This window comes from Micromonospora krabiensis (genome assembly GCF_900091425.1).
In the GTDB taxonomy this organism is placed as follows: Bacteria; Actinomycetota; Actinomycetes; order Mycobacteriales; family Micromonosporaceae; genus Micromonospora; species Micromonospora krabiensis.
Map to the genome: position 1 here is coordinate 6,941,008 of NZ_LT598496.1, position 26,472 is coordinate 6,967,479.

Consider the following 26,472-nt stretch of genomic DNA (forward strand, 5'->3'; position numbering starts at 1 on the left):
TATGGCTCTGGCCCGGTGGGAGACCACCGGGCCAGAGCCTCGTGTCGTACGCCGGTCGGCTAGCCCAGCTTGCCCGTGGCGGCGAGGCGCTGGTACCAGTGCGCGCTCTGCTTCCAGGTGCGGACCTGGGTGTCGTAGTCGACCCGGATGATCCCGAAGCGGCGGTCGTAGCCGTAGCCCCACTCGAAGTTGTCCAGCAGCGACCAGACGAAGTACCCGCGGACGTCCGCGCCCTGGGCGCGCGCCTCGGCCACCGCGGCGATGTGCCGCCGCAGGTAGTCGACGCGCCGGTCGTCGCGGATCGTGCCGTCGGCCTCCACCACGTCGTCGAACGCGGCGCCGTTCTCGGTGATCATCAGCGGCTGACCGGGGTACTCCCGGTGCAGGCGCAGCAGCAGTTCGGTGAAGGCCGCCGGGTCGATGTTCCAGCCCATTGCCGTGTACGGGCCGGGCTGGGGCAGGAAGTCGACGTTGTCGGCACCCACCCACGGCGTCGCCGTGGACTTGCCGTGCCCGTCCGCGTCGGAGCGCGGCGACACCCCGTCCCAGGCGCGGACGAGGGTGCTGGAGTAGTAGTTGACGCCGAGCACGTCCAGCGGCACGGCGATCACCTTCTCGTCGCCGGTCTGCACGAACGACCAGTCGGTGACGGCGGCGGTGTCGGCCAGCAGGTCGGCGGGGTACGCCCCGTCGAGCATCGGGCCGAGGAACGCCCGGTTGGCCAGCGCGTCGATGCGCCGCACCGCGTCCCGGTCGGCGGCGGAGTCCGACGCCGGCCGGATGACGTGCAGGTTCAGCGTGACCGACAGCTCGGCGGCCGGGGCGAGCTCCCGCACGACGCGCCCGGCGAGACCGTGCGCGAGGTTGAGGTGGTGCACCGCGGCCAGTGCCGCCGCCGGCTCGGTGCGGCCCGGGGCGTGCACGCCGGAGGCGTAACCCAGGTAGGCCGAGCACCACGGCTCGTTGAACGTGGTCCAGGTGTGCACGCGGTCGCCGAGTGCCTCGACGATGCCGGCCGCGTACTCCTGGAAGCGCAGCGCGGTGTCCCGCACCGGCCAGCCGCCGGCGTCCTCCAGCTCCTGCGGCAGGTCCCAGTGGTACATGGTGGCCACCGGGCGCACGCCGCGCTCCAGCAGGCCGTCGACGAGCCGGGAGTAGAAGTCCAGGCCGGCCCGGTTGAACGCGCCGGAGCCGCCGGGCTGGACCCGGGGCCAGGAGATCGAGAACCGGTAGGCGTCGAGGCCGAGGTCGGCGATGTGGCCGAGGTCCTCGGCGTAGCGGTGGTAGTGGTCGGCGGCCACGTCGCCGGTGTCGCCGTTGAGCGTACGGCCCGGGGTGTGGCTGTAGGTGTCCCAGATGGACGTTCCTCGGCCGTCCTCGGTCGCGGCGCCTTCGATCTGGTAGGCCGCCGTGGCCGAGCCCCAGACGAAGCTCTCCGGAAAGACGTGTCCCGTCATCGCCGTACCCCCTGTACCTCGCAGTCGTAGCCCGTCGAGGTGCCGGCGACCAGGTCGGCGGTTGCCGTGCCGTCCTGGTAGCGCACCTCGAACTCCGCGCCGGGCCCGTCCGGCGACGGCACCCGCACCCGGGTCCGCTGCCCCTCCGTCGGAGCGAAGAGCCGCAGGCGCACCCCGTCGGCCCACTCGTAGTCGGGCCGGTCAGCGCGGGCGCCGAACGGTATCACCGCGCCCGGACGGGCCAGCACCGGCACGCTGTCGAACTCGTGCTTCTCGGTCACCCAGGCCGGCCCGGTGAGCTGCGCGCCGGTCACCAGGTGTGTCCAGGTGCCGGCCGGCACGTAGAAGGTGACCTCGCCGTCGGCGTCCATCACCGGGGCGACAAGGACATCGGGGCCGAGCATGTACTGCCGGTCCAGGTACGCGGCGGTGGGGTCGTCGGGGAACTCGACGACCATCGGGCGCATCATCGGCACCCCGTCGCGGTGCGCCTCCTCGGCGGCCGCCGCCAGGTACGGCATGAGGCTCATCTTGAGGCGGGTGAAGTGCCGCAGCACGTCGACGGCCTCGTCGTCGAAGGCCCACGGCACCCGGTAGGAGCCGGAGCCGTGCAGCCGGGAGTGGGAGGAGAGCAGCCCGAACGGGATCCACCGCTTGAACACCGCCGGGTCGGGGGTGCCCTCGAAGCCGCCGATGTCGTGGCTCCAGTAGCCGAAGCCGGACGCGGCCAGGGACAGGCCGCCGCGCAGCGACTCGGCCATCGACACGAACGTCGACTCGCAGTCGCCGCCCCAGTGCACCGGGAACTGCTGCCCGCCGGCGGTGGCCGAGCGGGCGAACAGCACCGCCTCACCCTCGCCGCGCTCGGCCTCCAGCAGCTCGAAGACCGCCTGGTTGTAGAGGTGGGTGTAGTAGTTGTGCATCCGCTGCGGGTCCGACCCGTCGTGCCAGACGACGTCGGTGGGGATGCGCTCGCCGAAGTCGGTCTTGAAGCAGTCGACGCCCATGTCCAGCAGCGCCTTGAGCTTGCCGGTGTACCAGGCCACGGCGTCCGGGTTGGTGAAGTCGACCAGCGCCATGCCGGCCTGCCACTTGTCCCACTGCCACACCGAACCGTCGGGCCGGCGGACCAGGTAGCCGGCGCGGCGGCCCTCCTCGAACAGGTAGGACCGCTGGGCGACGTACGGGTTGATCCACACGCAGACCTTGAGGCCGCGCTCGTGCAGCCGGCGCAGCATCCCCTCCGGGTCGGGGAAGGTCGCCGGGTCCCAGACGAAGTCGACCCAGTGGTACTGCCGCATCCAGAAGCAGTCGAAGTGGAACACCGACAGCGGCAGGTCCCGCTCGGCCATCCCGTCGATGAACTCGGTGACGGTCTTCTCGTCGTACGAGGTGGTGAACGACGTGGACAGCCAGAGCCCGTACGACCAGGCCGGCACCCGGGCGGGCCGCCCGGTCAGGGCGGTGTAGCGGCGCAGCACGTCCTTCGGGGTGGGCCCGTCGATGAGGTAGTAGGTGAGGGTCTGCCCCTCGACGCTGAACTGGTTCTGCGACACCACCTCGGAGCCGACCTCGAACGAGACGTGCTCGGGGTGGTCGACGAACACGCCGTAGCCGCGGTTGCTCAGGTAGAACGGCACGTTCTTGTACGCCTGCTCGCTGGCGGTGCCGCCGTCGGCGTTCCAGATGTCGACGGTCTGCCCGTTCTTGACGAACGCGCCGAATCGCTCGCCGAGGCCGTAGACGGTCTCGCCGACGTCGAGGCCCAGCCGCTCGTGGACGTGTGCGCGGCCGTCGGCGTCGGTGACGAGCCCGACGCTGCGTTCCGTGGACGAGGTGAGCAGCCGGTCGCCGTGCAGGAAGTCGACCCGCCAGCCGTCGACGAGCGCGACCCGGGCGGTGAGTTCACCGGTGGTCAGGGTGGCGGTGACGCCGGTGACGTCGACGGTGACCGGGTGGTCGCCGCCCTCGTTCAGCGCGAACGCGGGCAGCTTCGGGGTGCCGCCCAGGTGGTGGGCGATGGTCACGCCGACGACGCCGGGGGCGGGGGAGAAGAACCGGGCGGTGACGACCGGCCGGTTGAGGGTGCCGCCCCGACCGGGGATCCGCCCCGTGGGTGCGAAGACGGTGAACTCCCGGTCGTCGGGCTCGACCGACTCGACCACGCCGGGGCGCAGCACGCTGACCCCCGGTCGTAGCTGCCAGTACCCGTCGGTGAACTTCACTTCTCGGCTCCTGCCGTGATGCCGCGCGAGAGGGTGCGCTGGAAGATGAGGAAGAAGAGGATGGCCGGTACGAGGCTGATCAGCGCGCCGGCGTTGGTGGTCGGCGCGTCCATCAACCGGTCGCCCTGCAACGAGGCGAGCGCGACCGGGATGGTCTGCGTGGAGTTGTCGATCAGCATGACCAGCGGGATGAGGAACTCGTTCCAGGTCCAGATGAAGAAGAAGATGAGCAGCACCGCGAGGGTCGGGCGCAGGTTGGGGAAGACCACCCGCCACAGCACCGTCCACCTGCCGGCGCCGTCCAGCGAGGCCGCCTCCAGCAGGGAGCGGGGGAACGTGCCGAGCACCGAGGCGAGCAGGTAGGTGCCGAACGCGCTCTGGATGACGGTGAAGATGATGATCACCGCGAGTCGGGTGTTGTAGAGGCCCACCTCCTTCGCCACGAAGTACAGCGGGTAGATCAGCGCCTCCTGCGGCAGCATGTTGGCCAGCAGGAAGAGACCGACGATCCAGAGCCGGCCGCGGACCCGGCCGATCCCCAGGGCGTACGCGTTGAGCAGCGACACGACGACGCCGAGCACCGCGACGGAGCCCGCGATGAGCGTGGAGTTCCAGAGTTTGAGCGGGAAGTCGACCTCGGTCCAGTAGGTCCGCAGACCCTTGGTGTAGAACTCCGACGGCCAGCTCAGCGGGCCGCCCGTCGAGTAGTCCCCGGGCGACTTGAACGCGTTGAGCAGCATGAACGCGAACGGCACCAGCATGACGAGCGCGCCGAGGGTGACCAGGGCGAGGACGATCCAGCGGCTCGCGCCGCGGTGGTGACGGTCGCGGGCCGGCCGGGACCGGCGGGTCGCCCCGGGCCGCGCCGGTGTGAGTGTGACGGCCATGTCAGACCCCCCGGTCCTGGCGCTCGCTGCGGTACTGCATGACGATGAACACCACGGCCACCACGACGATGATCAGGGTGAGCACGGTGGAGATCGCGGAGCCGTAGCCGACCTGGAGCTTCTTGAAGAAGGTGTAGTAGGCGAAGTACGACGGCACGTTGGTGCTGTTCTCCGGGCCACCGCGGGTCAGCGCGAACACCGGTCCGAACACCTTCAGCGCGGCGATCGTGCAGGTCAGCGCCACCACGAAGGTCTCCGGCCGGATCTGGGCCAGGGTGATGGCCCGGAACCGGTGCAACCAGCCGGCGCCGTCGACCTCGGCCGCCTCGTACAGTTCGGGGTCGATGCGCTGCAGCGCCGCCATGAACACGACGACGGGGTAGCCGATCTGGACCCAGATCATCACCGCCATGACGCTGGGCATCGCGGTGTCGGGGTCGCCGAGCCAGTCGTGACGCAGCGCGCCGAGACCGACCGCGTCGAGCAGCCCGTTGAACGCGCCGTCGGGGCGCAGGATCCAGCCCCAGACGATGCCGGCCACGACGACCGGCAGCACCTGCGGCAGGTAGAAGGCGGCGCGCAGGGCCGCGGCGGTACGCGGGCGGAACCGCCGGCCGATGACGTCGAAGAGCACGGCGGCGAGCACCAGCCCGACCACGGTGGGCACGACCACCATGGCGACGATCATCGCGAGAGTGTTCTTGAACGAGGTCCAGAACACCTCGTCCTGCATGAGGTTGCGGTAGTTGTCCAGGCCGACGAAGGTCGGGTCGCCGATGCCGGACCACTTGGTCAGGGAGAGGTAGACGGTGCCGACCAGCGGTGCGCCGATGACGAGCAGGAACAGCACCGCGCCGGGCAGCAGGTAGAGCCAGTACCCGGCGCCACGGCCGCGGCGTGCGCGGCGTGCGCGGCGGGTCGCGGTCGGGGCGGGTGGCGTGGCGGTCCGTTCCGGGCCGGCCACGGTCTCGGGGAGTGCCATGGGAGATCCTTCCCGGCGGGGCGGGCGCGCCGGCGGTGACCGGGCGCGCCCGCCGCTGGCCGTGTCACTTGCCGGTGATCTCCTTGACGCCGTCCGCGTACGGCTTGGCGATCGTGTCGAGCACCTGTTCCGGGGTCTTGGAGCCGTTGATCAGGCCCTGGAAGCCGGAGACCAGCACGTCGTAGTAGCCGGGCACGGGCCAGTCCGGGTAGAAGGCCAGACCGTCCTGCTGGCTGATCGTGTTGAAGTTCTCGATCAGCTTGCGGTCCTTCGGGTCGGTGATCTTCGACGCGTCGGCGGCGACCGGGACGCCGCCGTTGTTGCCGATCAGCGCCTGGATCTCCGGGCGCAGGGTGATGTCGACGAAGTCGTACGCCAGGGACTTGGCCTTGCTGTTCGCGGGCACGACCCACAGGTTGCCGGACGAGCCGGCCTGGAGGGTGTTGCCGGGGAAGAGGAAGGTGTCCCAGTTGAACTTGGCCTCGCTCTTGAAGCGGCCGTACCACCAGCTGCCGGAGACGATCATCGGCGCCTTGCCGGAGATGAACGCGGTGCCCATGTCCTCGGCCTTCAGGCTCGCCGAGTCCTTGGCGACGTAACCCTTGCGCACCCAGTCGGCGAAGGTGTCCGCGCCGTACTTCAGCGGGTCGGCGTGGAAGTCCACCGGGTTCTGGTAGAGCTGGTAGTTGTTGACGAACTGGCGGTCGGCCTTGGCGAGGGCGAGCTGGTAGAACAGCTGCCCGGCCGGGTATTCGGCGCCGGCCTCGGCCAGCGGCGTGACGCCCTTGCCGACGAAGGTGTCCATGGCGGCGGTGAACTCGGCCATTGTGGTCGGCACCTTGACGCCGTACCGGTCGAAGAGGTCCTTGTTGTAGTAGACCGTCACGTACTCGCCGTAGTTCGGCACGCCGTACCAGTTGCCCGAGCCCATCACGCCCTTGTCGCTGTAGCGGGCGGTGGTCTGCAGGCTGGGGCTGAGCGCCTTGTCCCAGCCGCGCTTGGTGGCCTCCTCGCTCAGGTCGGTGAGCAGGCCCTGGGAGGAGAGCAGGCCGGCGGTCGCGTTGCCCTTGTTGTACTCCATGACGTCCGGGCCCTCGGACGAGTTGATGATCATGCCGGCGTTCTGCTGGATCTGCTCGAACGCCTTGCGCTCGAACTGCACCTCGACGCCCGGGTGCTCGTCCTTGAAGATCTGGATCGCCCGGTCCCAGGCGATGCCCATCGCGCTGTTCGCGCTCTCGTAGTGCCAGAGCTTGAGGGTTTTGGCGTCGCTACCGTCGCCGCCCTCGCCGCCGCCGCAGGCGGCCACCGTGGTGGCCGCCGTCGCGGCCAGCGCGACCGCGACGACCAGCTTGCGGATACGCCTCATTGCTATCCTCCTGGTGAGTATCGAGCCGGTACTTACCTGCCCGTCGTCGCGTTGCAGCGCGGCGACGGGCGCTTTGTCACGTGCCCGGCGGGCCGGAGCCGGTCGGGTCGATGCGGTGGCGGCCGGTGCGGGCCGCCGGGATGTGGTCGGTCAGGTCATCGGTGCCGGCCGGTGCGGTGGACGCCGGGCCGGTCGAGCCGCGGATCTCCAGCGCGCACGGCAGCAGCTGCTGGTGTTGTTCGCCGGCCCCCTCCAGGTGGCGCAGCAGCGCCTCGACCGCCATCCGGCCGAGCGCCGAGCCGGGTGAGGTCATCGCGGTCAGGGCGGGCGTGGCCAGCTCGGCGACCTGCGGCGAGGTGACCATCGAGACCACCGAGACGTCGTCGGGCACCCGTAGGCCCCGGGTGGTCAGCTCGCCGAGGATCCCGAAGATCGCACTTTCGTTCATGACCAGCACGGCGGTCAGGTCCGGCGTGCGGGCCAGCGCCGCGGCCAGCGCGGCGCGCCCACCGGCGGCGCTGTCCTCGGCGGGGATCATGAGCGGTTCCAGGCCGTGGCCGGCCATCGCCGCGACGAAGGCCTCGCGGGTGCGTACGGCCGGACCGTAGCCGGCCTCGATGGTGGCGGCCGAGTGGTTGACGTAGACGATCCGGCGGTGCCCGAGGCCGACCAGGTGGGCGACGGCCTCGCGGACGGTCTGATCGAAGTCGATGTCGACGTAGGACAGGTCGCTGGTGTCGCCGGTGCGGCCGATGAGCACCAGCGGCACGCCGGCCTCCTGCAGGGCGCCCACGCGTGCGTCGCTGACCTGCACCTCCATGAGCACCGCGCCGTCGAGCATGCGCTGACTAGCCAGCCGGCGCAGGTCGTCGACGTCGCCGACCCCGACGGGGGAGAGCACCAGGTGGTAGCCGGCGGCGCTGGCCGCGGCGGCGGCCCCGGTCACGAAGGCGGTCTCGGTGGCGCCCAGCCCGCGCTCGTCCATCGGCATAAGCAGGCCGACGATGCGGCTGCGGCGGCTGGCCAGGCCGCGGGCCATCGCGTTGGGCTGGTAGTCGAGCTCGGCCATGGCCGCGAGGACCTTGTCGCGGGTGGCCTGGGAGATGGGGCGGGTGCCGGTGAGCACGTACGACACGGTGCTGACCGAGACCCGGGCGAGGCGGGCGACGTCGTGCATCGTTGCCACCGCGCACCTCCTTTGGTCACGCTCAACACCGGCTGTCGAAACGCTTCGACTAACCGTTTCGACGAACCGTAGGTCACGTGTTACGGGGGCGTCAATAGCCGATGTCAAACAGAAATCCGGAGTACTCCGAGGCTCCGGTGGTGTCCGTCCGGCACCGATCGTGAGGTGCCCGCCCGGCGGGATCGCCAAGTCGGACATGCAACTTCTGGTTGCGCGTGCGGGTCTGCCCCGGGTAACGTTTCCCGCAACCAAAGGTTGCAGGAGGGTGTCATGGAGTTCGGGACCATCGAGCGCGAGATCTGGGTCGAGGCGCCACCCGAGGTCGTCTTCGAGGTGGTGAGCAGCCCCGACCACCTCAAGCAGTGGTGGCCGGACGACGCCCGGTACGACCCGACACCCGGGTCGACCGGAGAGATCGTCTTCGGCGACCCCGACGCCGAGGGAGCGATCGTCTCCTTCACCGTCGTCGACGCGCGACCACCCCGCAGCTTCTCGTTCCGGTGGACACACCCCGCCGGCGAGGCCGCCGTGGAGGGCAACTCGCTGCTGGTCACCTTCGAGCTGACCCCGTCCCGCGGCGGGACGCTGCTCCGCATGACCGAGACCGGCTTCCGCGAGATGGGCTGGGAGATCGCCGTCCTGGAGCAGCAGTACCGGGACCACGTCAGCGGCTGGGACTTCTACCTCCCGCGGCTGGCGCCGTACGCCGCCACGCTCGGGGTGCGGCCGTGAGCACGGTGGCGGCCGACCGGATCGACGACGACCTGTGGTCCGCGATCGGCGACCCGACCCGGCGTCGGATGCTCGACCTGCTGCTCGTCGAGGGCGAGGGCACCGCCACCGGTCTGAGCCAGCAGATGCCCGTCACCCGTCAGGCCGTGGCCAAGCACCTCGCCGTTCTGGACCGGGTCGGCCTCGTGCGGCCGGCGCCCGCCGGCCGGGAGAAGCGGTACCGGGTGGACGAGGCGCAGCTCGCCCGGGCAGTGGCCCAACTGTCGACGGTCGGGGCGGCGTGGGACGCCCGGCTCCAGCGGATCAAGCGGATCGCGGAGGCCATCCAGCGCAACCGACAGGACTGACGACCAGACCAAACGAGACCGAGGAGAGCAGAGAGATGGACATCTTGCACCGCGTGGGGGTCAAGACCCCCACGCCGCAGAAGGTCTACGACGCGCTGACGACCGTGGAGGGCCTCGCCGGCTGGTGGACCGACGACACGAAGGGCAGCGGCGACGTCGGCGGCGTCCTTGAGTTCCGGTTCCTGCCCGGCGGCTTCGACATGGAGGTCGTCGACCTGCGGCCGCCCGAGCGCGTGGTGTGGCGGGTGGTCGACGGCCCCGAGGAGTGGATGGGGACCACGGTCGACTGGGACCTGCGTCAGGCCGGCGACTACACGATCGTGCTGTTCCGGCACCAGGGCTGGCGGGAGCCGGTCGAGTTCATGCACCACTGCAGCACGAAATGGGCGTCCTACCTGCTGAGCCTCAAGTCCCTGGTGGAGACCGGTGCGGGCGCGCCGTCACCACGGGACGTCCCGATCAGCGACTGGCACTGAACCGGGCCAGGGACAGGGCTGCGGTCAGGCCAGGTCGAACAGGGCGGCGGCGTTGCCCCAGCAGACCGCCCGCAGCCAGTCGTCGCCGAGGTCGAGCCGGGCCAGGCCGGCGAGCTGGTCGGCGTACGGGTAGGGGATGTTCGGGAAGTCGCTGCCCAGCAGCACCTTGCCCGCCAGCCCCAGCTCCCGCAGCCGCGGCCGCTCGTCGTCAGGGAAGGGCACGAGTCGGTCGAGGAACGGGGTGAACGCCATCGTGGTGTCCAGCCGCACCCCCTCGTACGCCTCGGCGAGGTCCAGGAACGCGCGGTAGTCCGGCGCGCCGAGGTGGGCGACCACCGCGCGCAGGGCGGGATGCCGGGCGAGCACGGCGGCGAACGGCTCCGGCCCGGTGTGCGCGGTGCCCACCGGCGCGTGCCCGGCGTGCACCACGACCGGCACCCCGGCGTCGGCGAGCAGCCCCCAGACGGCGTCGAGGGCCTCGTCGGTGGGCGGGAACCCGCCGACCTGGACGTGGACCTTGAACACCCGGGCCCCGGCGGCCAGCGCCTCGGCCACGTAGCCGGACGCGTCCGGCTCGGGGAAGAACGTCGCCGAGGGCAGGCAGCCGGGCGTGTTCCGGGCGAAGTCGAGTGTCCACCGGTTCAGGTCGGCGGCCATCCCCGGCCGGTGCGGGTAGGCCAGCGCGCTGAAGGCCCGCACCCCGAGCCGCCCCAGGTACGCGACCCGCTCGGCGTCGCTCCACCGGTACCGGATCGGCCACTCGGTGCCGACCAGTGGGCCCGCCGCGTCGAAGTACGCCCATATCCGGCGCAGCAGTCGGGGCGGCAGGAAGTGCACGTGCACGTCCGCGAGGCCCGGCAGGCCCAGGCCGCGCCAGAATGCGGGAACCGCGGCGTCGCCCTCGGCGAGGCCGCGGTTGCCCGGGAAGCTCACCCCCGCGCCACGGGCGGGGTCGAGTGGGCCGGCGTCGCGACCGGCCGGGTCGGTCATATCTCGATGTCGAACTTCTGCAGCACGGGCCGGGCCACCAGCCCGGCCGCGGCGAGCAGCGCGACGACGGTCAGCGCGGCGCGCAGCACGACCACCTCGGCCTTGCTGCCGGTACGCAGCGCGATGCTGTTCGGCAGGCCGATCATCGTCCACATGCGGCGCTTGATCGGGATCGGCCAGAGGATCGGCACCCCGGCCCGGGTGATCATGTCGCCGAGGATGTGCACGAAACAGCCCACCCCCATGGCGACGCCGATCATCGGATAGCCCCGCCCACCCGGCAGGTTCGCCCAGGTGAACCAGGCCGCGGCGAGCGAGACAAGGGTGACGATCACCCAGCCGGCCCGCTCGGCCCAGCGGTCGAAGAGGCCCCGCAGCGCCAACCCGATCATGAAGAAGAGGATGCCGATGACGGCCCACTTGCCGTACGCGGCGCACAGGGCGGTGGTGCCCCAGCCGACCAGCACGGTGAACGGGATGGTGTGGGTCAGCGTCCGGTGGCCGTTGTTGCGCTTCGGGTCCTTGCTCAGCTTCGTCATGTAGTAGACGCCGAGGGAGATCTTCTCCATCACCTCGGCGAAGAAGAGGCTGACCACCCCGAACGTGCGGGCGACGGTCGCGCCCCCCTGGTTGCGGGTGACCTTGCCGGACAGGTCGAGGTCGGGGAAGAGCGCCCCACCGGCGCAGACGGCGGTGCCGACCGCGAGCGCCAGCGGTGACTGGTGATAGTCCGCGAACTGGTCCAGAGCCCAGGATCCGGCCAACCACACCGCCGCGCCGGACAGCGCGTGCGAGGGTCCCATCATTGTCGGCTCACCTTCCCCAGGATCTTGAGCGCCAGAGCGAGATCACTTTAGTCAGAGCCGGGGCCGGTGGGGCAATCGCCCGGACGGTCCACTCAGGAGCGTCGTCAGACCGCAGGGGTGAAGCTCTGCCGGATCATTGCGAAGTATGTCGCGTTGACCTGCCAGTCGAACTCTTTTGTCAACCATGAGACGGTGTACGCGCGCTCCGCCGACGTGTTCGCCAGCAACCGCGCCGTGTGCACCCGCTCTCCGGCGGCGTTGAGCCAGCCGCACTCCCAGACCGCGCCGCCGTCGAAGATGTCCATCGGCGCGATGTCCACCTTGTGGTAACCCGGCAGCGCCCCGTCGCCGGTGAGTCGCCGCTCCTCGGCCCGCCACCAGGCCACCGGGTCGGCGCGGCGGGCGCTCGCCTCGACGCTGAGCACCCGGGCGCCGCCCGGCTCGCGGAAGCAGGTGACGGCGTCCTCGGTCCACTGCAGCCAGGAGATCGGCGCGGCGATGCGGAAACCGCTCTCCGAGGTGTACCAGGTCCAGCCGGGCACCAGGCGGAACCGCGCGCCGGGTGGCGGCGGCACCGACGGCACCGGGTCGGCGGCCGGTGGCGCCGGGGTGGCGCACGCGAAGGCGGCCGGCCGGACGCCGGTCGCTCCGCCGCCGACACCGGACGGCGGTGACCCGGAGCGGCCCCGGTCGGCCAGCGTGGCCGCGCCGAGCGCCACGAGCAGCCCCGCGGCCACCGTGACCGCGGCGACGCCGAGGCGTCGACGGCGGCGCCGGAGCCGGCGGGCCGCCCCCACCCGGTCCAGGTCGGACGCCGGCCGTGCCGGCCTCGGCGGTTGCGTCGCTTCGGACGCGAGACGCTGCGCCGGCCGGGGCACCCCGGCCTCCGGTGCACCCGGTGCGCGGGCGTCCCGGCGATCGCCATCGTCGGTGTCGGTCCCGGCCCGGTCGTCCGCCCGAGCCGTGTCGCGGCGAGGTGGGCTCGTGGCCTGGTCCGGCGTGGTCGCGACGGCGCGCAGCAGCGGCTCGGCCTCGACGGCGGTGAGCCGTCGCCACGGGTCGCGCTGCAACAGGCCGGCGAGCACGGGACGCAGCGGCCCGGCCCGCAGCATCGGGTCCGGTGGCTCGGTGGCCAGCGCGGTGAGCGTCGCCATCGCGTTGGGGCGCGCGTACGGGGGCTGCCCCTCCACGGCCGCGTAGAGCGTGGCGCCGAGCGACCAGAGGTCGGTGCGGACGTCGGAGACGCCATCGCGGGCACGTTCGGGGGCCACGAAGTGCGGTGACCCGAGCACCATGCCCGGGCCGGTCATGCCTCCGTCCCCACCCGCGAAGGTGGCCAGGCCGAAGTCGGTCAGCACGACCCGCCCGTCCGGCGCGACCAGCACGTTGTGCGGTTTCACGTCCCGGTGCAGGACGCCGGCGGCGTGTGCGGCGCGCAGCGCGGCGAGCACGGCGAGCCCGATCCGCGCGGTGCGCGACGGAGACAGTGGCCCCTCGTCGGCCACGAGTTGCTGCACCGAGCGAGACTCCACGTACTCCATCACGATCCACGGACTGTCGCGGTCGTGGACGACGTCGTAGATGCGGACGACGTTGGGGTGGTTGAGCCGGGCGGCGGTGCGCGCCTCCCGGAGGGTGCGCTGCCGGAGGTCGTCGCGCTCGGCCCGGGCCAGCCAGGTGGGGAGCACGACCTCCTTGACCGCGACGTCGCGGTGGAGCATCTCGTCGCGGGCCAGCCAGACCCGGCCCATGCCGCCGGTGCCGACCAGCTCCAGCAGCCGGTACCGGCCCGCGATCAGCAGCTCGCGCACCGCGCTCCCCCTCGGTCACCCCCGGTTACACCATAGCTACCGCCGGGGGGTTTCTCATCCGTCGTGGACGGTCAGCCCGGCGGGCGGAAGCTGGCGCGCAGGGTCGACCAGTCCCGCCGGGCGGCCGTCCAGTCGGGATCGGCGGTGATCCAGCCCAGGGTCCACCGGGCGGCCTCCGGTGGCCTGGCGGGCACTCGCAGCTCGGCGTGCTGGCGGGTGCCGTGGGGAGTGGTCCAGCGGGCCTCCCATGCCGTGTCGCCGTCGACCGGTCCCAGGCGCACCTCGTGGTAGTCGGGCAGCGCGCCGATCTCGGAGGCACGGTCGCGTACCCCGCGCAGCCGCTCGTTCGGGTCGCCGGAGTGCGGGCCGGTGACACTCAGCGCCCGGCCGGTCGACGGGTCCTGGAAGCACGTGACCCCACCTTCGCGGGAATAACGCCAGCCGGCGGGCAGGGCCAGCCGGAATCCCATCGCGTCGCCGTACCAGCTCCACCCGCGCGGTGGTCGGAACCGCTCGCCGGGCGCCGGGGTGCCGGCCGGGACCGGCTCGCCCCAGATGTCCGGGCGGACGCACGGGAACGGCGGTGGGGGGACGTCCCGACCCCCGGGCCGTGGGCCGGGAGGCTCACCCGGGCGAGGGCCACCCGGACCGCCGGGTTCCCCGTAGGGCCGCTCGGGCGGCTGCCCCCACCGGTCCGTCGGCTGACCGGTGGCGCGCGATCCCGCCTGGTCCGCGTCGGGGCCGTCGCCGGTCACGGTGAGCGCGGTGCCGATCCCGGCCGCGGCGGCCACGAGCAGGGCGGTGGAGACCAGACCCACCCGCCGAGCCAGGCGTCCGTTCCACGATCGGATCGCTCGTCCGGTGTCGGTGCCGGCCGTCGTGCGGGCGGTCGACCCGGAACCACCGCTGGGCGGCGGCCCGTCGACCGGCGGCGGCGGTGCGCCGCCCGCCGGACCGGTCGACTCCGGCGCCGCGACGCCGGCCGGGGCGGCCTGCCCGGTGCCGCGCCCGCCCGCGTCGGGTGCCGCCGGCCTGTCCACCGTCGGGGCGGCCACCAGGCCATCACCCGGCGGGGCCGCCGCCGCGGCCGTGAGTCGGCGCCGGGCCTCGTCGTGGCCGACGCGGTCACCCGGCTCCCGGCGCAGCAGCCCGGTGAGCACCGGTTCCAGTGGACCCGCGTGCGGCGCCGGGTCCGGTGGCGCGGTCGCCAGCGCGGTCAGGGTGGCCATGGCGGTGCTGCGGGCGTACGGGGAGCGGCCCTCCACCGCGGCGTGCAGGGTCGCGCCCAGCGACCACAGGTCGGCCTCCACGCTGGACACGCCCTCGGCGGCGCGCTCCGGGGAGACGTACTGCGGGGAGCCGAGCACCAGGCCCGGGCGGGTCATCACGCCGTCGCCACCGTCGAAGGTGGCCAGGCCGAAGTCGGTGAGCAGCACCCGCCCGTCGTACGCCACGAGCACGTTCTGCGGCTTCACGTCGCGGTGCAGCACCCCGGCGGTGTGCGCGGCGCGCAGCGCGGCGAGCACGGCGAGCCCGATGCGGGCCGCCCGGCGCGGGTCGAGCGGCCCCTCGCCGTCCAGCACGTCCTGCAGGGTGCGCGACGGCACGTACTCCATGACGATCCACGGATCGCCGTCGACCTGGACCACGTCGTAGAGCCGGACCACGTTCGGGTGGTTGAGGCGCGCGGCCGTCCGCGCCTCACGCAGGGTGCGGGAGCGCAGTTCGGCGCGTTCATCGTCGGCCAGCCAGGACGGCGGGACGACCTGCTTGACCGCGACGTCGCGGTGCAGCATCTCGTCGCGGGCCCGCCACACCCGGCCCATGCCGCCGCGGCCCACCAGGTCGAGCAGCCGGTACCGACCAGCGATCAGCACCTGCCGCATCCTCCTCAGCCGCCGTCGACGTACACGATAGCCAGCGGATCGGGGATGACCTATCGGTCGTACGCCTCGCTCAGCAGGCCGCACCGCCAGTGAAAAGCAGGTTTCCCTCCGGGATCGTGAGGGCCGGACGGCCACCGGCGAGCCGGGCGGCGGCGCGTCGGGCCTGCAGCGGCCCGTGCTCACGGCGGGCGGCGGCGTAGCAGGCCGCCGTGCGGGCGGCGATGGTGGCCCAGCCGTACCGCTCGCCGACCATGGTCCGGGCCCGCCGGGCCACCCGCCGGGCGAACACCTCGTCGCCGAGGAGCTGGTCGACGGCCTCGCCGAGGGCGTCGGGGTCGCTGTGCGGGAAGGTCACCCCGGTGACACCGGGCTCGACGATCTCGGCCAGGCCGCCGGTGCTGGCCACGGCGAGCGGCGCGCCGGCGGCGGCCGCCTCCAGGGCGACCATCCCGAACGGCTCGTAGAGACTGGGCACCACGGTCGCGTCGGTGGCGCCCAGCATCGCCGGCAGGTGCGTGGTGTCGAGGAAACCGGTGAACCGCACGGTCGACCCGAGTGCGAGCCGGCGCGCCTCCGCCTCCAGCTCACCGCGGTAGGGGCCGTCGCCGGCGATCACCACGCGCAGCCCGGGGTGCCGCCGCCGCAGGTACGGCACGGCGTGGACGAGGTGCTGCACGCCCTTCTCGTAGACCAGCCGGCCGGCGTAGCCGACCAGCGGGCCGTCGCCGGCGAAGCGGGCCCGGGCGGCTGCCACCGCGCGGGGCCGGGCCCGCCAGGCCCGGTCGTCGACGCCGTTGGGCACCACGTCGACCTGCCCGCCCGGCACGTCGAACAGCGTGGTGACCTGCTCGCTCATGTAGCCGGAACAGGTGATCACCCGGGCCGAGGCGTTGCTGAGCCAGTGTTCGACGCCGTGGATGGTGCGGTTCATCTCGTCGGGGAGCCAGCCCTGGTGTCGGCCGGCTTCGGTGGCGTGGATGGTGGTGACCAGGGGCAGGTCGAGGTGCTCGGCGAGGGTGACCGCGGTGTGGGCGACGAGCCAGTCGTGGGCGTGGATGAGGTCGTAGTCGGCGGTGTCGGTGGCGCGGAGGGCGGCGCGGGTGAGGGTGTGGTTGAAGGCCATGGTCCAGGCCAGGAGGCTGTTGGTGGCGAGGGGGAAGGTGACGGGGTCTTCGGCGGCGCGGATGATGCGGACGCCGTCGGCGTATTCCTCCAGGGGTGCGCCGTCGGCGTGGCGGGTGACGACGGTGACGTCGTGGCCGGCGGCGGCGAGGGCGACGGAGAGGGCGTGGACGTGGCGTCCGAGCCCGCCGACGAGCACCGGCGGATATTCCCACGACAGGATGAGCACCCGCTGGTGCCGGGTGGGGAGGATGTCGATCACGTCGGCGTCAGGTGACATGCGGCCCCCTTTGAGTTGTCCTCCGGGCGCGCGGCGGCCGACACCCTCGCTGGTGTCCGTCGTCGCGGCTGGATCGGCACCCATCCTGCCGCGACGGGGATAACCAGCGGAGACACGACCGTTGCGGTCGTGTAAAGCGCTACCGGCCGGCTCGGTGCGCCCGGAGCAGTTCGGCGACCGACCACGCCTGGAACGGGCAGCCCGTCGCGCCGTGCGGCGGAAGCCCGTCGGCGGTCTCGCTGACCGATCCCAGGCCGTACTCGGTCAGGTGCGCGTCGAGGCCGACGAACGCCTCGTCGACCGGCACCTTCGCCCGGCGGCAGGCGTCCACGAACGGCCCGAACAGCCACGGCCAGACCGTGCCCTGGTGGTAACCGCCGTCGCGCTCGGCCGGCCCACCCCGGTGCCGGCCGACGAACTCCGGCGCGTCGGGCGCGAGGCTGCGTGGCCCGAGCGGGGTGAGCAGCGCGCCGGCGACGCGGCGCAGGGTCGCCTCGTCCGGCTCCAGCGGGGCGTACGGGAGGGACCAGGCGAGCAGCTGGTTGGGGCGCAGCGAGTCGTCGTCGTGGTGCGCGGACCCGCCCAGCGGGTAGGCGGGCGCGGGCGCGTCCAGCACGTCGTGCAGCCAGCCGCCCGGAGCCGGGTAGCGCCGGCGGAACGAGTCGGTGGCCTGCCGGTGCGCCCGCCACAGCCCGCTCGCGTCCCGCCCCGCCAGCTCGGTCAGCTCGGCGACCCCGGCCAGCCCGTTGATCCACAGGGCGTTGACCTCGACCGGCTTGCCGGTGCGTGGCGTGACCGGCACCCCGTAGACGCGGGCGTCCATCCACGTCAGCGCGGTCTCCGGGGCGCCCTGGGTGAGCAGCCCGTCGGCCGGGTCGACGCCGATGCCGTAGCGGGTGCCGGCCCGGTGCGCGTCGATGACCGCGTGCAGCGCCGGCAGCAGTTCGTCGCCGAGGTCGGTGTCGCCGGTGACGGTCACGTGCCGACTCACGGCGTGCAGGAACCACAGCGTCCCGTCGACGGTGTTGTACTCCACCCGGCCGGTGTCGGCGGTGTTCGCGAGCATCCCCTGCGACAGCGTCGCCGCGTACGAGCGCAGCAGCTCCCGGCCGAGGTCGGCCCGGTTGGTGCAGAGGAACAGGCCCTCGTAGGAGATCATCGTGTCGCGGGACCAGGTGCCGAACCACGGGTAGCCGGCGACCACGTCGACGGGTGACTCCGCGGTGCGGACCACGAACGCGTCGGCGGCCAGTGCCAGGGTGGCCTGCACGTCGTCGGCGGGCTTCGCGGTGGCCACCACCTGCCGGTTGCGTCGCCGGGCCAGGGCGACGACCTCGGTCGCCGGGGGCGGCTCCGGGTTCGCGTCGTGCTTCCAGGCCAGCACGGAGACGGTGTCGCCGGGGCGGTGCAGGGTGTCGGAGAAGCGGCCCGCGCACCACAGGTCCTCGCGCGGGTGCAGGCCGCGGGCGGCCTCCTCGCGGTGGTGCACGTCGAGCCACCACTGGCCATCGGGCGTCCAGCCCGGGCCGGCGAGGCGGTAGGCGCCCTCCACGAGCGCGCCGCCGGCCACCTGCTCGACGCGGGGGATCGGGCCGTCGGCGCGTCGCTCGCCGTGCGCGTCGCGCCAGGTGCAGGCCGCGGAGAGGTCGAGGCGGACCGGGCCGCCGGAGACCAGCCGGTGCACCACCGCCACGCAGGAGCGGCCGGGCAGCATGGCCACCTCGCGTTCGATCACCACATCGCCGATGCGCCACCGCCACCGCGGCACGCCGTCGACGAGCGTGAACCGCTCCAGCAGTTCGAAGCCGCGCGGGTCGACGTCGCCGGAGGCCCACTCGTGCGCGCCGAGACGGACGCGGGCGCCGGAGGGGAGCGTCACGGCCGGGTCGAGACTGACCAGTCCCACCTTTCGGGAGGCGGGCGTGTCGCCGGCGACCACCAGCAGCCCGTGGTAGCGGCGGGTGCGCAGCCCGCTGACCGTGCCCATGGCGTAGCCGCCGAGGCCGTCGGTCACCAGCCACTCGCGTGTCGCGCCGCTGGTCAGCTCGGTGCAGACCTGCGGGCCGAAGCTCACGTCGATCAACTTTCCTCCACCGGGCGCGGCGTGCCACACACCACGACGAGAATGGCCGCTGTGGTCAAGTCCCCGGGCGGCGTCCAAGATGTGCAGATGATCACTGATCGTTCGTCCTCCGACGCATCGGCTCCCGACGCCGAGCGGATCCGGCTGGCCCAGGCCGACTCCGGGGAGCAGGACTGGCGCGCATGGGGTCCCTATCTGTCCGAACGGGCCTGGGGAACGGTACGGGAGGACTACAGCGAGCACGGTACGGCCTGGGACTACTTCCCGCACGATCACGCGCGGTCCCGAGCGTACCGATGGAACGAGGACGGGATGGCCGGCGTCTGTGACGACCGGCAGACGTTCTGTTTCGCCCTGGCGCTGTGGAACGGGGTCGACCCGATCCTCAAGGAGCGGATGTTCGGCCTCGGCGGCGACGGCGGCAACCACGGGGAGGACGTCAAGGAGTACTGGTGGTACGAGGACTCCACCCCGACGCACTCCTGGATGCGGTGGCGCTACCACTACCCGCAGGCTGCCTTCCCGTACGACGAGCTCGTCGCGGTGAACGCGCTGCGCGGCCGCGACGACACCGAGTACGAGCTGGTGGACACCGGGATCTTCGACGACGACCGGTACTGGGCGGTCACCGTCGACTACGCGAAGGCGTCCCCGACGGACCTGTGCATCGTGGTGACCGTCGCCAACCGGGGTGACCGGGCGGCGACGCTGCACGTGCTGCCCACCCTCTGGTTCCGCAACACCTGGGCGTGGGGGCTGCCCGGCGCCGACCGGGTGCCCCGGCTGGTGGGTGAGGGCTCCCGGCTGGTCGGGGAGCACTGGGTGCTCGGCCAGGTGCTGCTGGAGGGGGAGGGGACGCCGACCCCGCTGCTGTGCGACAACGACACCAACGCCGAGCGGCTGTGGGGCCTGCCCGGCCGGTCGCCGTACCCGAAGGACGGGATCAACGACCACGTGGTCAACGGCGCGCCCACGGTCAACCCGGACCGGGAGGGCACCAAGGGGGCGTTGCACTACGTGCTGGACGTGCCGGCGGGCGGGCAGCGGCAGATCAGGTTGCGGCTCACCCGGACCGCCCCGCCGCCGGCGGCCGGTCCGCCGCCGCCCGCCGACCTGGGCGACGGGTTCGACGCGGTGGTGTGGGCCCGCCGGGCCGAGGCCAACCGGTTCTTCGCCGGGATCATCCCGGCCGCCGCCACCACCGACGAGGCGCTGGTGGCGCGGCAGGCGATCGCCGGGCTGATGTGGGGCAAGCAGTTCTACCACTTCGACGTCAAGCGGTGGCTGGAGGGCGATCCGGGCTCGACGCCGCCGCCGGCCGGACGCCGGCACGGGCGCAACAGCCACTGGTGGCACATGACCAGCTTCGACGTCATCTCGATGCCGGATCCGTGGGAGTACCCGTGGTACGCGGCGTGGGACCTCGCGTTCCACTGCGTGAGCATCGCCCGCGTCGACCCGGCGTTCGCGAAGGCCCAACTGCTGCTCCTGCTGCGCGAGTGGTACCTGCACCCCAACGGGCAGATCCCGGCGTACGAGTGGGCGTTCGGTGACGTGAACCCGCCGGTGCACGCGTGGGCGGCGCTGAAGGTGTTCGAGATCGACGGCGGTCGCGACCACGAGTTCCTGGCCCGGGTCATGCACAAGCTGCTGCTCAACTTCACCTGGTGGGTCAACCGCAAGGACACCGGCGGCAACAACGTGTTCGAGGGCGGTTTCCTCGGGCTGGACAACGTCGGGCCGTTCGACCGGTCCGCGGCGCTGCCGGTGGCCGGTGTGCTGGAGCAGTCCGACGGCACCGGCTGGATGGCGATGTACGCGCTGAACATGCTCGACATCGCCATCGTCCTGGCCGAGCACGACCGCACCTGGGTGGACACCGCCACGAAGTTCTTCGAACACTTCGCGTACATCGCCGCGGCCGCGTACTCGCAGGGGCTGTGGGACGACGAGGACGCGTTCTTCTACGACGTGCTGCGACTGGCCGACGGGTCCAAGGTGCCGCTGAAGGTCCGCTCGGTGGTGGGGCTGCTGCCGCTGGCCGCGGTCACCCGGCTCACCGCGCGTACGCTGCACCACCTGCCCGAGTTGGGCGCCCGGCTGCGCTGGTTCCTGACCAACCGGCCCGAGTACGCCGACGTCGTCGGCACCCGCCGGTTGGGCCCGGACGGCCGGCAGCAGCGGCTGCTGTCCATGGTCGGCCCGGAGCAGATGGTGCGGCTGCTGGCCCGGATGCTCGACACCGACGAGTTCCTCTCCGAGTACGGCCTGCGGACGCTGTCCCGCGCTCATCTGGACAAGCCGTTCGCGGTCACGCTCGGCGGGCAGGAGTTCGCCGTCGGCTACGAGCCGGCCGAGTCGACCAGCGGCCTGTTCGGGGGCAACTCGAACTGGCGGGGTCCGATCTGGATGCCGACGAACTTCCTGCTGGTCAGCGCGCTGCGCGACTACGCGGCGTTCTACGGCGACGACCTGCAGATCGAGTACCCGACCCGGTCCGGGGTGAAGCGGACGCTCGACGAGATCGCCGACGACCTGTCCGCCCGCCTGATCGCGCTGTTCACCCGCGACGGCTGGGGCCGGCGTCCGATCTACGGCGCGGCCCAGCTGTTCCAGACCCACCCGGACTGGCGGGACCTGATCTCCTTCCCGGAGTACTTCCACGGCGACAACGGAGCGGGGCTGGGCGCGTGGCACCAGACCGGCTGGACGGCGCTGGTCGCCGACCTGATCCTCACCCTGCGTCGCTGACGGCGGGTCCAGCAAGAGTCGACTATCCGTCGCGGCCCGGCCGCATACCGTCACGGATCACTACGATCGGGCAGGTGTCCGAACCTCCCGAAACGGACGCCGACCAGGCCGTACGTGACACCATCGTCGCGGTGGCCCGCCGGCTCGCCGAAACCGAAGGGTGGGCCGCCGTCAGCCCCCGCCGGCTGGCCGAGCGCGCCGACCTGGAGCTCGCCGAGCTCTACCGGCACTTCGCCGACCAGGAGGAGGTGCTGGCCGCCGTCGCGGTGCGGGCCTTCGCCGACCTGGCCGCCGACCTGGCCGAGGCCCACGCGGACGCCGTCCCCGGTCCCGAGGGCGCCTGGCCGGCGGTGGTGGGGGCCTACCTCGACTTCGCGTACGCGAATCCGGAGGTCTACGACGCGATGCTCGTGCTGACGCCGGATCTGACTCTCGGCATCGACGGCGTGCCGGCGGCCCCACGGGCCGTCTTCGTCGAGCTGCGCGCCGCGCTCGCCCCGCTGGCGCAGGGGCGCGACCCGGACAGCCTGGCCGAGGTGGGTTGGAGCCTGCTGCACGGCCTGGTGATGCTCACCCGGGCCGGTCGCCTGCGCCCCGAGGCGCAGGAGGACCGGGAGACCATCATCGCGGACCACCTGCTGCGCTGGCCCCTGGCGGTCATCGATGCGGGGCGGACAGCCGATCGGTAATCGATTGCCCCGGCGCCCCGTCGCGCAGTGGAATGCGCTCTGACGCCGGCATCCGCCCGGCGATCGTGAACATGAGGAGGCAACGCCGTGACGGTGGACGCGATGGCTCGACGGCAGGCGCAGGTGCTGGTCTTCGACGCCGACGACACGCTGTGGGAGAACAACGTCGTGTTCGAACGCGTCATCGACGACTTCCTCGCGTGGCTCGACCACCCCACCCTCGACCGGCAGGAGATCCGGGCGATCCTCGACGACATCGAACGGGCCAACGCGGTGGTGCACGGCTACGGGAGCAAAGTGTTCCTGCGCAGCCTGGGGGAGTGCCTGGAGCGGTTGCGGGAGCGGCCGGCCACCGACGCCGAGCGGCGGGAGATCGACCGCCTCGCCGTGGCGCTGGTCGAGCACAAGGTCGAACTCATGCCCGGCGTCGCCGACGCGCTCGACGAACTGGCCGGCCGCCACGAGCTGCTGCTGCTCACCAAGGGGGAGCGTACGGAGCAGCAACGTAAGCTCGACGCATCCGGGCTGCTGCACCACTTCCGGGCCGCGCACATCGTGCCGGAGAAGAACGTCGACACCTACCGGTGGTTGACCCGCGAGCACGCCTTCGACCCGGCCGACGCCTGGATGATCGGCAACTCCCCGCGTTCGGACATCCTGCCCGCCCGCGCGGCCGGCCTGAACGCGGTCTTCATCCCGAACGAGAACACCTGGGTCCTGGAGGACGAGGAGCTGGACCCCACCGACGCGGGCGTGCTGCGCCTGGCCGCCTTCCCGGACCTGCTGCGGCACTTCTGAGCCGCCGGCCGGCCCCGCTCGCCCGCGCCGACGCGGGGGCATCTCGACCAGGAACAGCGCCGTCGGCGGGCCGTCCGTTACGCGGACATGCCGGTTTTCCCCGTTGAGATCAATCACCCTCCCGCAGGCTCCGGCGCTGCTTGTCCGGTCCCTCGCCGCCTGCCTAGATTGAGCCCCGCGCCCACGGCTGCTCGGGGTGAGACGGGGGCGCGCCGACGTCCGGTATGTGGGCACCGTGGAGCTGAGTGCATGCGGGCCGGCTCGTCGTGTCGAACCCCGTGGGTGTCGTGCCACACCCGCGCGGTGACGCGACGATGTCCGCGACCACACCGGACGGCCGGGGTCAGGACCGGGGAGTTGCGGACCCGGTCCTGACCCGTCTCTACGCCTCCTCCACCTGCCGTTCGACGCAGAGGAACAGCCGTTGAATTGGACAGACCGGATTGTGGACGCGACCGGGTGGCGTCAGGAGCCGTCCGGTGGTGACTGGCGCGATGTCGAATCCGAGTTCGGAGTGGCACTGCCGGCCGACTACGAAGAGCTGTGTCGCCGTTTCGGAGCGGGCTCGTTCTCGGCGTACCTGACCATCCTGCCGCCAACCGACGATCGCGGCGTTACGACACTGCTCGGCACCTGGCGGAGGTACCGGGAGGACAATCGCGCGGGCGACATGATCGAGCAGTTCCTCGCGCCGCACGGGCTGTACGAGCCGGACAAGGGGCCAGGACTGATCCGTTGGGTTCAGACCAGGTCGAGGGCGAGTACTTCTGGCTGGCGGATCGCTCGGTGGAAGCCGAGCGGTGGCCGGTGGTCGCGCGGAAGGACCCGTTGCAGCCGTGGCACCGCTTCGAGATGTCCACCACTGAGTTCGTCTACCGGTTGATCGCGGATCCGGAGTTCAAGCCCTTCACCGTGGCCGATCCGCCGCGCCGGGCGTTCTTCCTGCCGGCCGGGCAGACGATTTCCAGCGCAGAGGAATGGGAGGCCCTCACCAACCCGAACCAGGAGAGCTGAACGGCCCACCTACGGCCGCACCCCTAACCGTTCACGGTCGGCAGCGGAAGTGGCTCGTGAACAGGAGATGCCCTCCGCGCTGGGGCGGAACCCGCGGGTTCGGCGATCTCCGCTACCACACCTGACGGCCGGGGTCAGGACCGGGGAGTTGCGGACCCGGTCCTGACCCGTCCCGCTCTCGGCGGCAGCCAGGCGTGGCCCACCCTCCCGCCCGCCGCTTCGTCCTCGGACGTGCCCGGACGCGGCAATCGCGGGCGGTGCCGCCGGCCGGGCCGGCCGGGGACCGGCCCTTGGCTCGTCCCGCATGGCGGACGGACGTCGGCGGATGCCTTCTCTCACAGTCGCTGAGCAGGACGACCCTGTTGATCTAGCCTGGTCGGGGCGGGACAGGCCACCCCAGGAACGCCCCCATCGGGGCCGGGGACCGGCAATCGCCAGCAATCCGGTACCAGGGGGAGATAGCGATGATCAAGACCAAGGTGTCGCGGGTGCGCCCGGACAAGGTCGACCAGCTCAAGGCCTGGCTCGCCGAGGGCATGCGCCGCTCCGACGAGATCCGGGAGACCTTCGTCGCCGAGGGCGTCACCCACGAGCAGGGTTTCCTGCTCAGCACGGCGGACGGGCCGGTGTTCGTCTACGTCGTGGAGTGCGCCGACTACGACGCCGCCGTGCGGGCCTTCCATGACTCGCCGTTCCCGATCGACGCCGAGCACAAGGCGGTACTCGCCGAGGTGCTCGACGGTGAGCTGGACGTGCCGCTGCTCATCGACGTACGCCTCTGATCGAAGCCCGGGTCGCCGTGGTCAGGCGTTCGTGCCGCGCACGATCGCCACGGCGATGCGGCAGAACTCGTCCATGTCCGGGTTGAAGCCGGCGGCGATGTCCGGGTGCAGGCCGGAGCGGGTCTCGTCGAGCAGCCGCTGGCACACCTGCTCGACGGGCTCACCCGCGTAGCCGGCCCGGACCCGTTCGGTGGCCGCCTGGAGCGCCGAGGTCAGCTGATCCTCGAGCGGGCCGCGCAGCTTCCGCTGCACGGGGTCGAGCCCGCGCGGGTCGAGCGTGACGTGTGGCTCCTGCATGGCGCTCCCTTCGTCGGCGTCCGCGATACCCCACCGGGGTCGACGGTCAAACCACCTTCGGTACGGCGGCCACCCGCACCTGGTACGAGAAGTCCTCGGCCGGCTCCTCGGCGTATGACAGGCGACGGATCTGCCGGTCGTCGTCGTAGAGGGCGACGTCCACGAGAACCCCGAGATGGGCCAGGCCGATGGTCGCCACCCGCTTCTTGTTCTGCAGCACCGCGCACACCCCGCCGAGCAGGGTGCTCGCGTCGGAGGTGCGGTGCCCGGGTGGACAGCGAAGGACCACGTCCACCTCGACCGGCCCGGTCAGCGGCGTCCAGCCGCTGTGCTGGGCCGCGGCGCAGGCCGCTTCGAGCAGGGCGCGGACCCTCGTCGCCTGCCGGTGTCCGGCGGCGAAGATGGACAGCGCCTCGGTTTTGACCGGTGGCAGGCCGCTCACCTCGAACGTCAGGGCGAGAGCGCGGGTGTCCTGCACGACGGCACCTCCTCGTTGCGCACATCCTGACCAACCGGTGCGGTGGCGGGGGGCGTTCCCGCGATAACCAACCGATCGGACCAGGTAGGGGTCGGCCGGAGGCGTATCGACGTCGACGGCGTACGCGCTGGTGGCGGAGCTAGGAAAACGCTAGTGCACCGGACGCACGCTGGGTAGATTCGCCGCTCACGGAGTGGGACGGGGTGGGAAGGCGCAGAACTCGTTGCCCTCCGGATCGGCCAGTACCCACCAGCTCACCGCGTCGTCCGGCTCGCGCAGCAGCGTCGCGCCGGCCGCGACCAGCTCCGACGGGTCCGGACCGGTCAGGTCCACGTCCCAGTGCATCCGGTTCTTGACCGACTTCCGCTCCGGCACCGGATTGAAGATCCAGTAGTCCCAGGGGAACCCGTGGGCGTCGACCAGGCTGGCGTGCCCCTCCTCGCTGGGCTCGACCCTGCCACCGACCACTCCCGCCCACCAGGTCGCCTGGGCGAGCGCGTCGGCCGTGTCCACGACCAGCGCGATCGGGCCCGGCCGGGACCCGGTGCCGGGCGGGAAGGCGCAGAACAGGTTGCCGTCCGGGTCGGCCAGCACCCACCAGCGGATCTCCGCGTCCGGCTCGCGCACCACCCGCGCGCCCGCCGCCTCCAGCGCCGCCGGGCGGGGCTCGGTGAGTTGCAGGTCCAGGTGGACGCGGGTCTTGACCGTACGCGGCTCGGGCACCCGGTTGACCCAGATCGACTCGGCGTCGACGCCGCCCGGTTTGTCGATCCGGGTGTCGCCGTCGCCGACGTCCACCAGCTCGCCGTCGAGCACCCTGGCCCAGAAGGCGCCCAGCTGGTGGGCGTCGGAGGCGTCGAGGCAGAGGTCCTTGAAGCGCGCGATCACTCGACCATCATGAGGGTGGGATGCGCCAGGCGCACGAGCAATTGCGGCATGGTCTCGTCGGCCGCCTTCCGGTCCTGTCCGGTGGCTCCCATCCGTGATTGCCACTCGCGGTTTCCAGCCGGGACCGCTGGTAGGG

23 protein-coding genes are annotated in these 26,472 nt (G+C 72.2%); 8 read left to right on the forward strand and 15 right to left on the reverse strand.

Annotated features, from left to right (window positions below; translation table 11 throughout):
* Positions 1–59: 59 nt before the first annotated feature.
* The 6 genes from GA0070620_RS31915 to GA0070620_RS31940 form a co-directional block, all read right to left on the reverse strand.
* The gene (locus tag GA0070620_RS31915) at positions 60–1,457 is read right to left on the reverse strand and encodes a GH1 family beta-glucosidase (RefSeq protein ID WP_091597428.1); all 1,398 of its coding nucleotides are present in this window, start codon (positions 1,455–1,457) and stop codon (positions 60–62) included.
* Entirely contained in the window at positions 1,454–3,682 is a 2,229-nt protein-coding gene (yicI, locus tag GA0070620_RS31920; protein WP_091597430.1) for an alpha-xylosidase, read from the reverse strand. The genes GA0070620_RS31915 and yicI overlap by 4 nt, the downstream gene beginning before the upstream one ends.
* Positions 3,679–4,569, reverse strand: coding sequence for a carbohydrate ABC transporter permease (locus GA0070620_RS31925; RefSeq protein ID WP_091597433.1), 891 nt, complete (start codon positions 4,567–4,569; stop codon positions 3,679–3,681). The genes yicI and GA0070620_RS31925 overlap by 4 nt, the downstream gene beginning before the upstream one ends.
* A 1-nt stretch (position 4,570) precedes the next feature.
* Positions 4,571–5,551, reverse strand: a complete 981-nt coding sequence (locus tag GA0070620_RS31930) for a carbohydrate ABC transporter permease (RefSeq protein WP_091597436.1) — start codon at positions 5,549–5,551, stop codon at positions 4,571–4,573.
* 64 nt (positions 5,552–5,615) lie between these two features.
* Positions 5,616–6,920, reverse strand: a complete 1,305-nt coding sequence (locus GA0070620_RS31935) for an ABC transporter substrate-binding protein (protein WP_091597439.1) — start codon at positions 6,918–6,920, stop codon at positions 5,616–5,618.
* A gap of 76 nt (positions 6,921–6,996) precedes the next feature.
* Entirely contained in the window at positions 6,997–8,097 is a 1,101-nt protein-coding gene (locus tag GA0070620_RS31940; RefSeq protein WP_231922501.1) for a LacI family DNA-binding transcriptional regulator, read from the reverse strand.
* A 279-nt stretch (positions 8,098–8,376) separates the two neighbouring features.
* Here GA0070620_RS31940 and GA0070620_RS31945 point away from each other — a divergent pair, with 279 nt between their 5' ends.
* From GA0070620_RS31945 to GA0070620_RS31955, 3 genes are read left to right on the forward strand one after another with little or no spacing between them, the layout of a single operon-like run.
* Positions 8,377–8,838, forward strand: a complete 462-nt coding sequence (locus GA0070620_RS31945; RefSeq protein ID WP_091597446.1) for an SRPBCC family protein — start codon at positions 8,377–8,379, stop codon at positions 8,836–8,838.
* Positions 8,835–9,185 carry an ArsR/SmtB family transcription factor gene (locus tag GA0070620_RS31950; protein WP_091597449.1) on the forward strand — a complete coding sequence of 117 codons (351 nt, stop codon included), beginning with the start codon at positions 8,835–8,837 and terminating at the stop codon, positions 9,183–9,185. Before GA0070620_RS31945 ends, GA0070620_RS31950 begins: the two co-directional genes overlap by 4 nt.
* A 35-nt stretch (positions 9,186–9,220) precedes the next feature.
* Entirely contained in the window at positions 9,221–9,661 is a 441-nt protein-coding gene (locus GA0070620_RS31955; protein ID WP_091597452.1) for an SRPBCC family protein, read from the forward strand.
* 24 nt (positions 9,662–9,685) lie between these two features.
* Here the strand turns inward: GA0070620_RS31955 and GA0070620_RS31960 are convergent, their stop codons facing one another.
* The 6 genes from GA0070620_RS31960 to GA0070620_RS31985 form a co-directional block, all read right to left on the reverse strand.
* On the reverse strand, positions 9,686–10,651 hold the full coding sequence (locus tag GA0070620_RS31960; protein WP_091597455.1) for an amidohydrolase family protein: 966 nt from the start codon (positions 10,649–10,651) through the stop codon (positions 9,686–9,688).
* Positions 10,648–11,457: a metal-dependent hydrolase gene (locus GA0070620_RS31965; RefSeq protein WP_091597458.1), complete on the reverse strand. Its 810-nt coding sequence runs from the start codon at positions 11,455–11,457 to the stop codon at positions 10,648–10,650. The genes GA0070620_RS31960 and GA0070620_RS31965 overlap by 4 nt, the downstream gene beginning before the upstream one ends.
* A 104-nt stretch (positions 11,458–11,561) precedes the next feature.
* A complete protein-coding gene (locus tag GA0070620_RS31970; protein ID WP_456238110.1) occupies positions 11,562–13,208 on the reverse strand; it encodes a protein kinase domain-containing protein in 1,647 nt (548 codons plus the stop codon).
* 131 nt (positions 13,209–13,339) lie between these two features.
* Entirely contained in the window at positions 13,340–15,154 is a 1,815-nt protein-coding gene (locus tag GA0070620_RS31975; RefSeq protein WP_091597464.1) for a serine/threonine-protein kinase, read from the reverse strand.
* A 70-nt stretch (positions 15,155–15,224) separates the two neighbouring features.
* Complete coding sequence (locus GA0070620_RS31980) at positions 15,225–16,556, reverse strand: glycosyltransferase family 4 protein (protein ID WP_091597466.1); 1,332 nt, start codon at positions 16,554–16,556, stop codon at positions 15,225–15,227.
* Positions 16,557–16,695: 139 nt separating this feature from the next.
* Positions 16,696–18,639 carry an amylo-alpha-1,6-glucosidase gene (locus tag GA0070620_RS31985; RefSeq protein WP_091597468.1) on the reverse strand — a complete coding sequence of 648 codons (1,944 nt, stop codon included), beginning with the start codon at positions 18,637–18,639 and terminating at the stop codon, positions 16,696–16,698.
* An 87-nt stretch (positions 18,640–18,726) separates the two neighbouring features.
* Here GA0070620_RS31985 and GA0070620_RS31990 point away from each other — a divergent pair, with 87 nt between their 5' ends.
* The 5 genes from GA0070620_RS31990 (at position 18,727) to GA0070620_RS32010 (ending at position 24,673) form a co-directional block, all read left to right on the forward strand.
* Positions 18,727–21,390, forward strand: a complete 2,664-nt coding sequence (locus tag GA0070620_RS31990; protein WP_231922034.1) for an MGH1-like glycoside hydrolase domain-containing protein — start codon at positions 18,727–18,729, stop codon at positions 21,388–21,390.
* Positions 21,391–21,464: 74 nt separating this feature from the next.
* The gene (locus tag GA0070620_RS31995) at positions 21,465–22,079 is read left to right on the forward strand and encodes a TetR/AcrR family transcriptional regulator (protein ID WP_231922037.1); all 615 of its coding nucleotides are present in this window, start codon (positions 21,465–21,467) and stop codon (positions 22,077–22,079) included.
* Positions 22,080–22,181: 102 nt separating this feature from the next.
* Positions 22,182–22,877 (forward strand): HAD family hydrolase, encoded by a 696-nt coding sequence (locus tag GA0070620_RS32000; protein ID WP_091599756.1) that lies wholly within the window; start codon positions 22,182–22,184, stop codon positions 22,875–22,877.
* A 735-nt stretch (positions 22,878–23,612) separates the two neighbouring features.
* Complete coding sequence (locus GA0070620_RS32005) at positions 23,613–23,891, forward strand: hypothetical protein (protein ID WP_091597473.1); 279 nt, start codon at positions 23,613–23,615, stop codon at positions 23,889–23,891.
* A gap of 464 nt (positions 23,892–24,355) precedes the next feature.
* A complete protein-coding gene (locus tag GA0070620_RS32010; protein ID WP_091597476.1) occupies positions 24,356–24,673 on the forward strand; it encodes a DUF6176 family protein in 318 nt (105 codons plus the stop codon).
* Positions 24,674–24,694: 21 nt separating this feature from the next.
* Here the strand turns inward: GA0070620_RS32010 and GA0070620_RS32015 are convergent, their stop codons facing one another.
* The 3 genes from GA0070620_RS32015 to GA0070620_RS33890 all read right to left on the reverse strand — a co-directional run bounded on the left by GA0070620_RS32015 (position 24,695) and on the right by GA0070620_RS33890 (position 26,336).
* Positions 24,695–24,970, reverse strand: a complete 276-nt coding sequence (locus GA0070620_RS32015) for a hypothetical protein (protein ID WP_091597478.1) — start codon at positions 24,968–24,970, stop codon at positions 24,695–24,697.
* A 46-nt stretch (positions 24,971–25,016) separates the two neighbouring features.
* Positions 25,017–25,448, reverse strand: coding sequence for a RusA family crossover junction endodeoxyribonuclease (locus GA0070620_RS32020; protein WP_091597481.1), 432 nt, complete (start codon positions 25,446–25,448; stop codon positions 25,017–25,019).
* Between the two features lie 186 nt (positions 25,449–25,634).
* Positions 25,635–26,336, reverse strand: a complete 702-nt coding sequence (locus tag GA0070620_RS33890) for a VOC family protein (protein WP_091597483.1) — start codon at positions 26,334–26,336, stop codon at positions 25,635–25,637.
* Positions 26,337–26,472 lie beyond the last annotated feature (136 nt).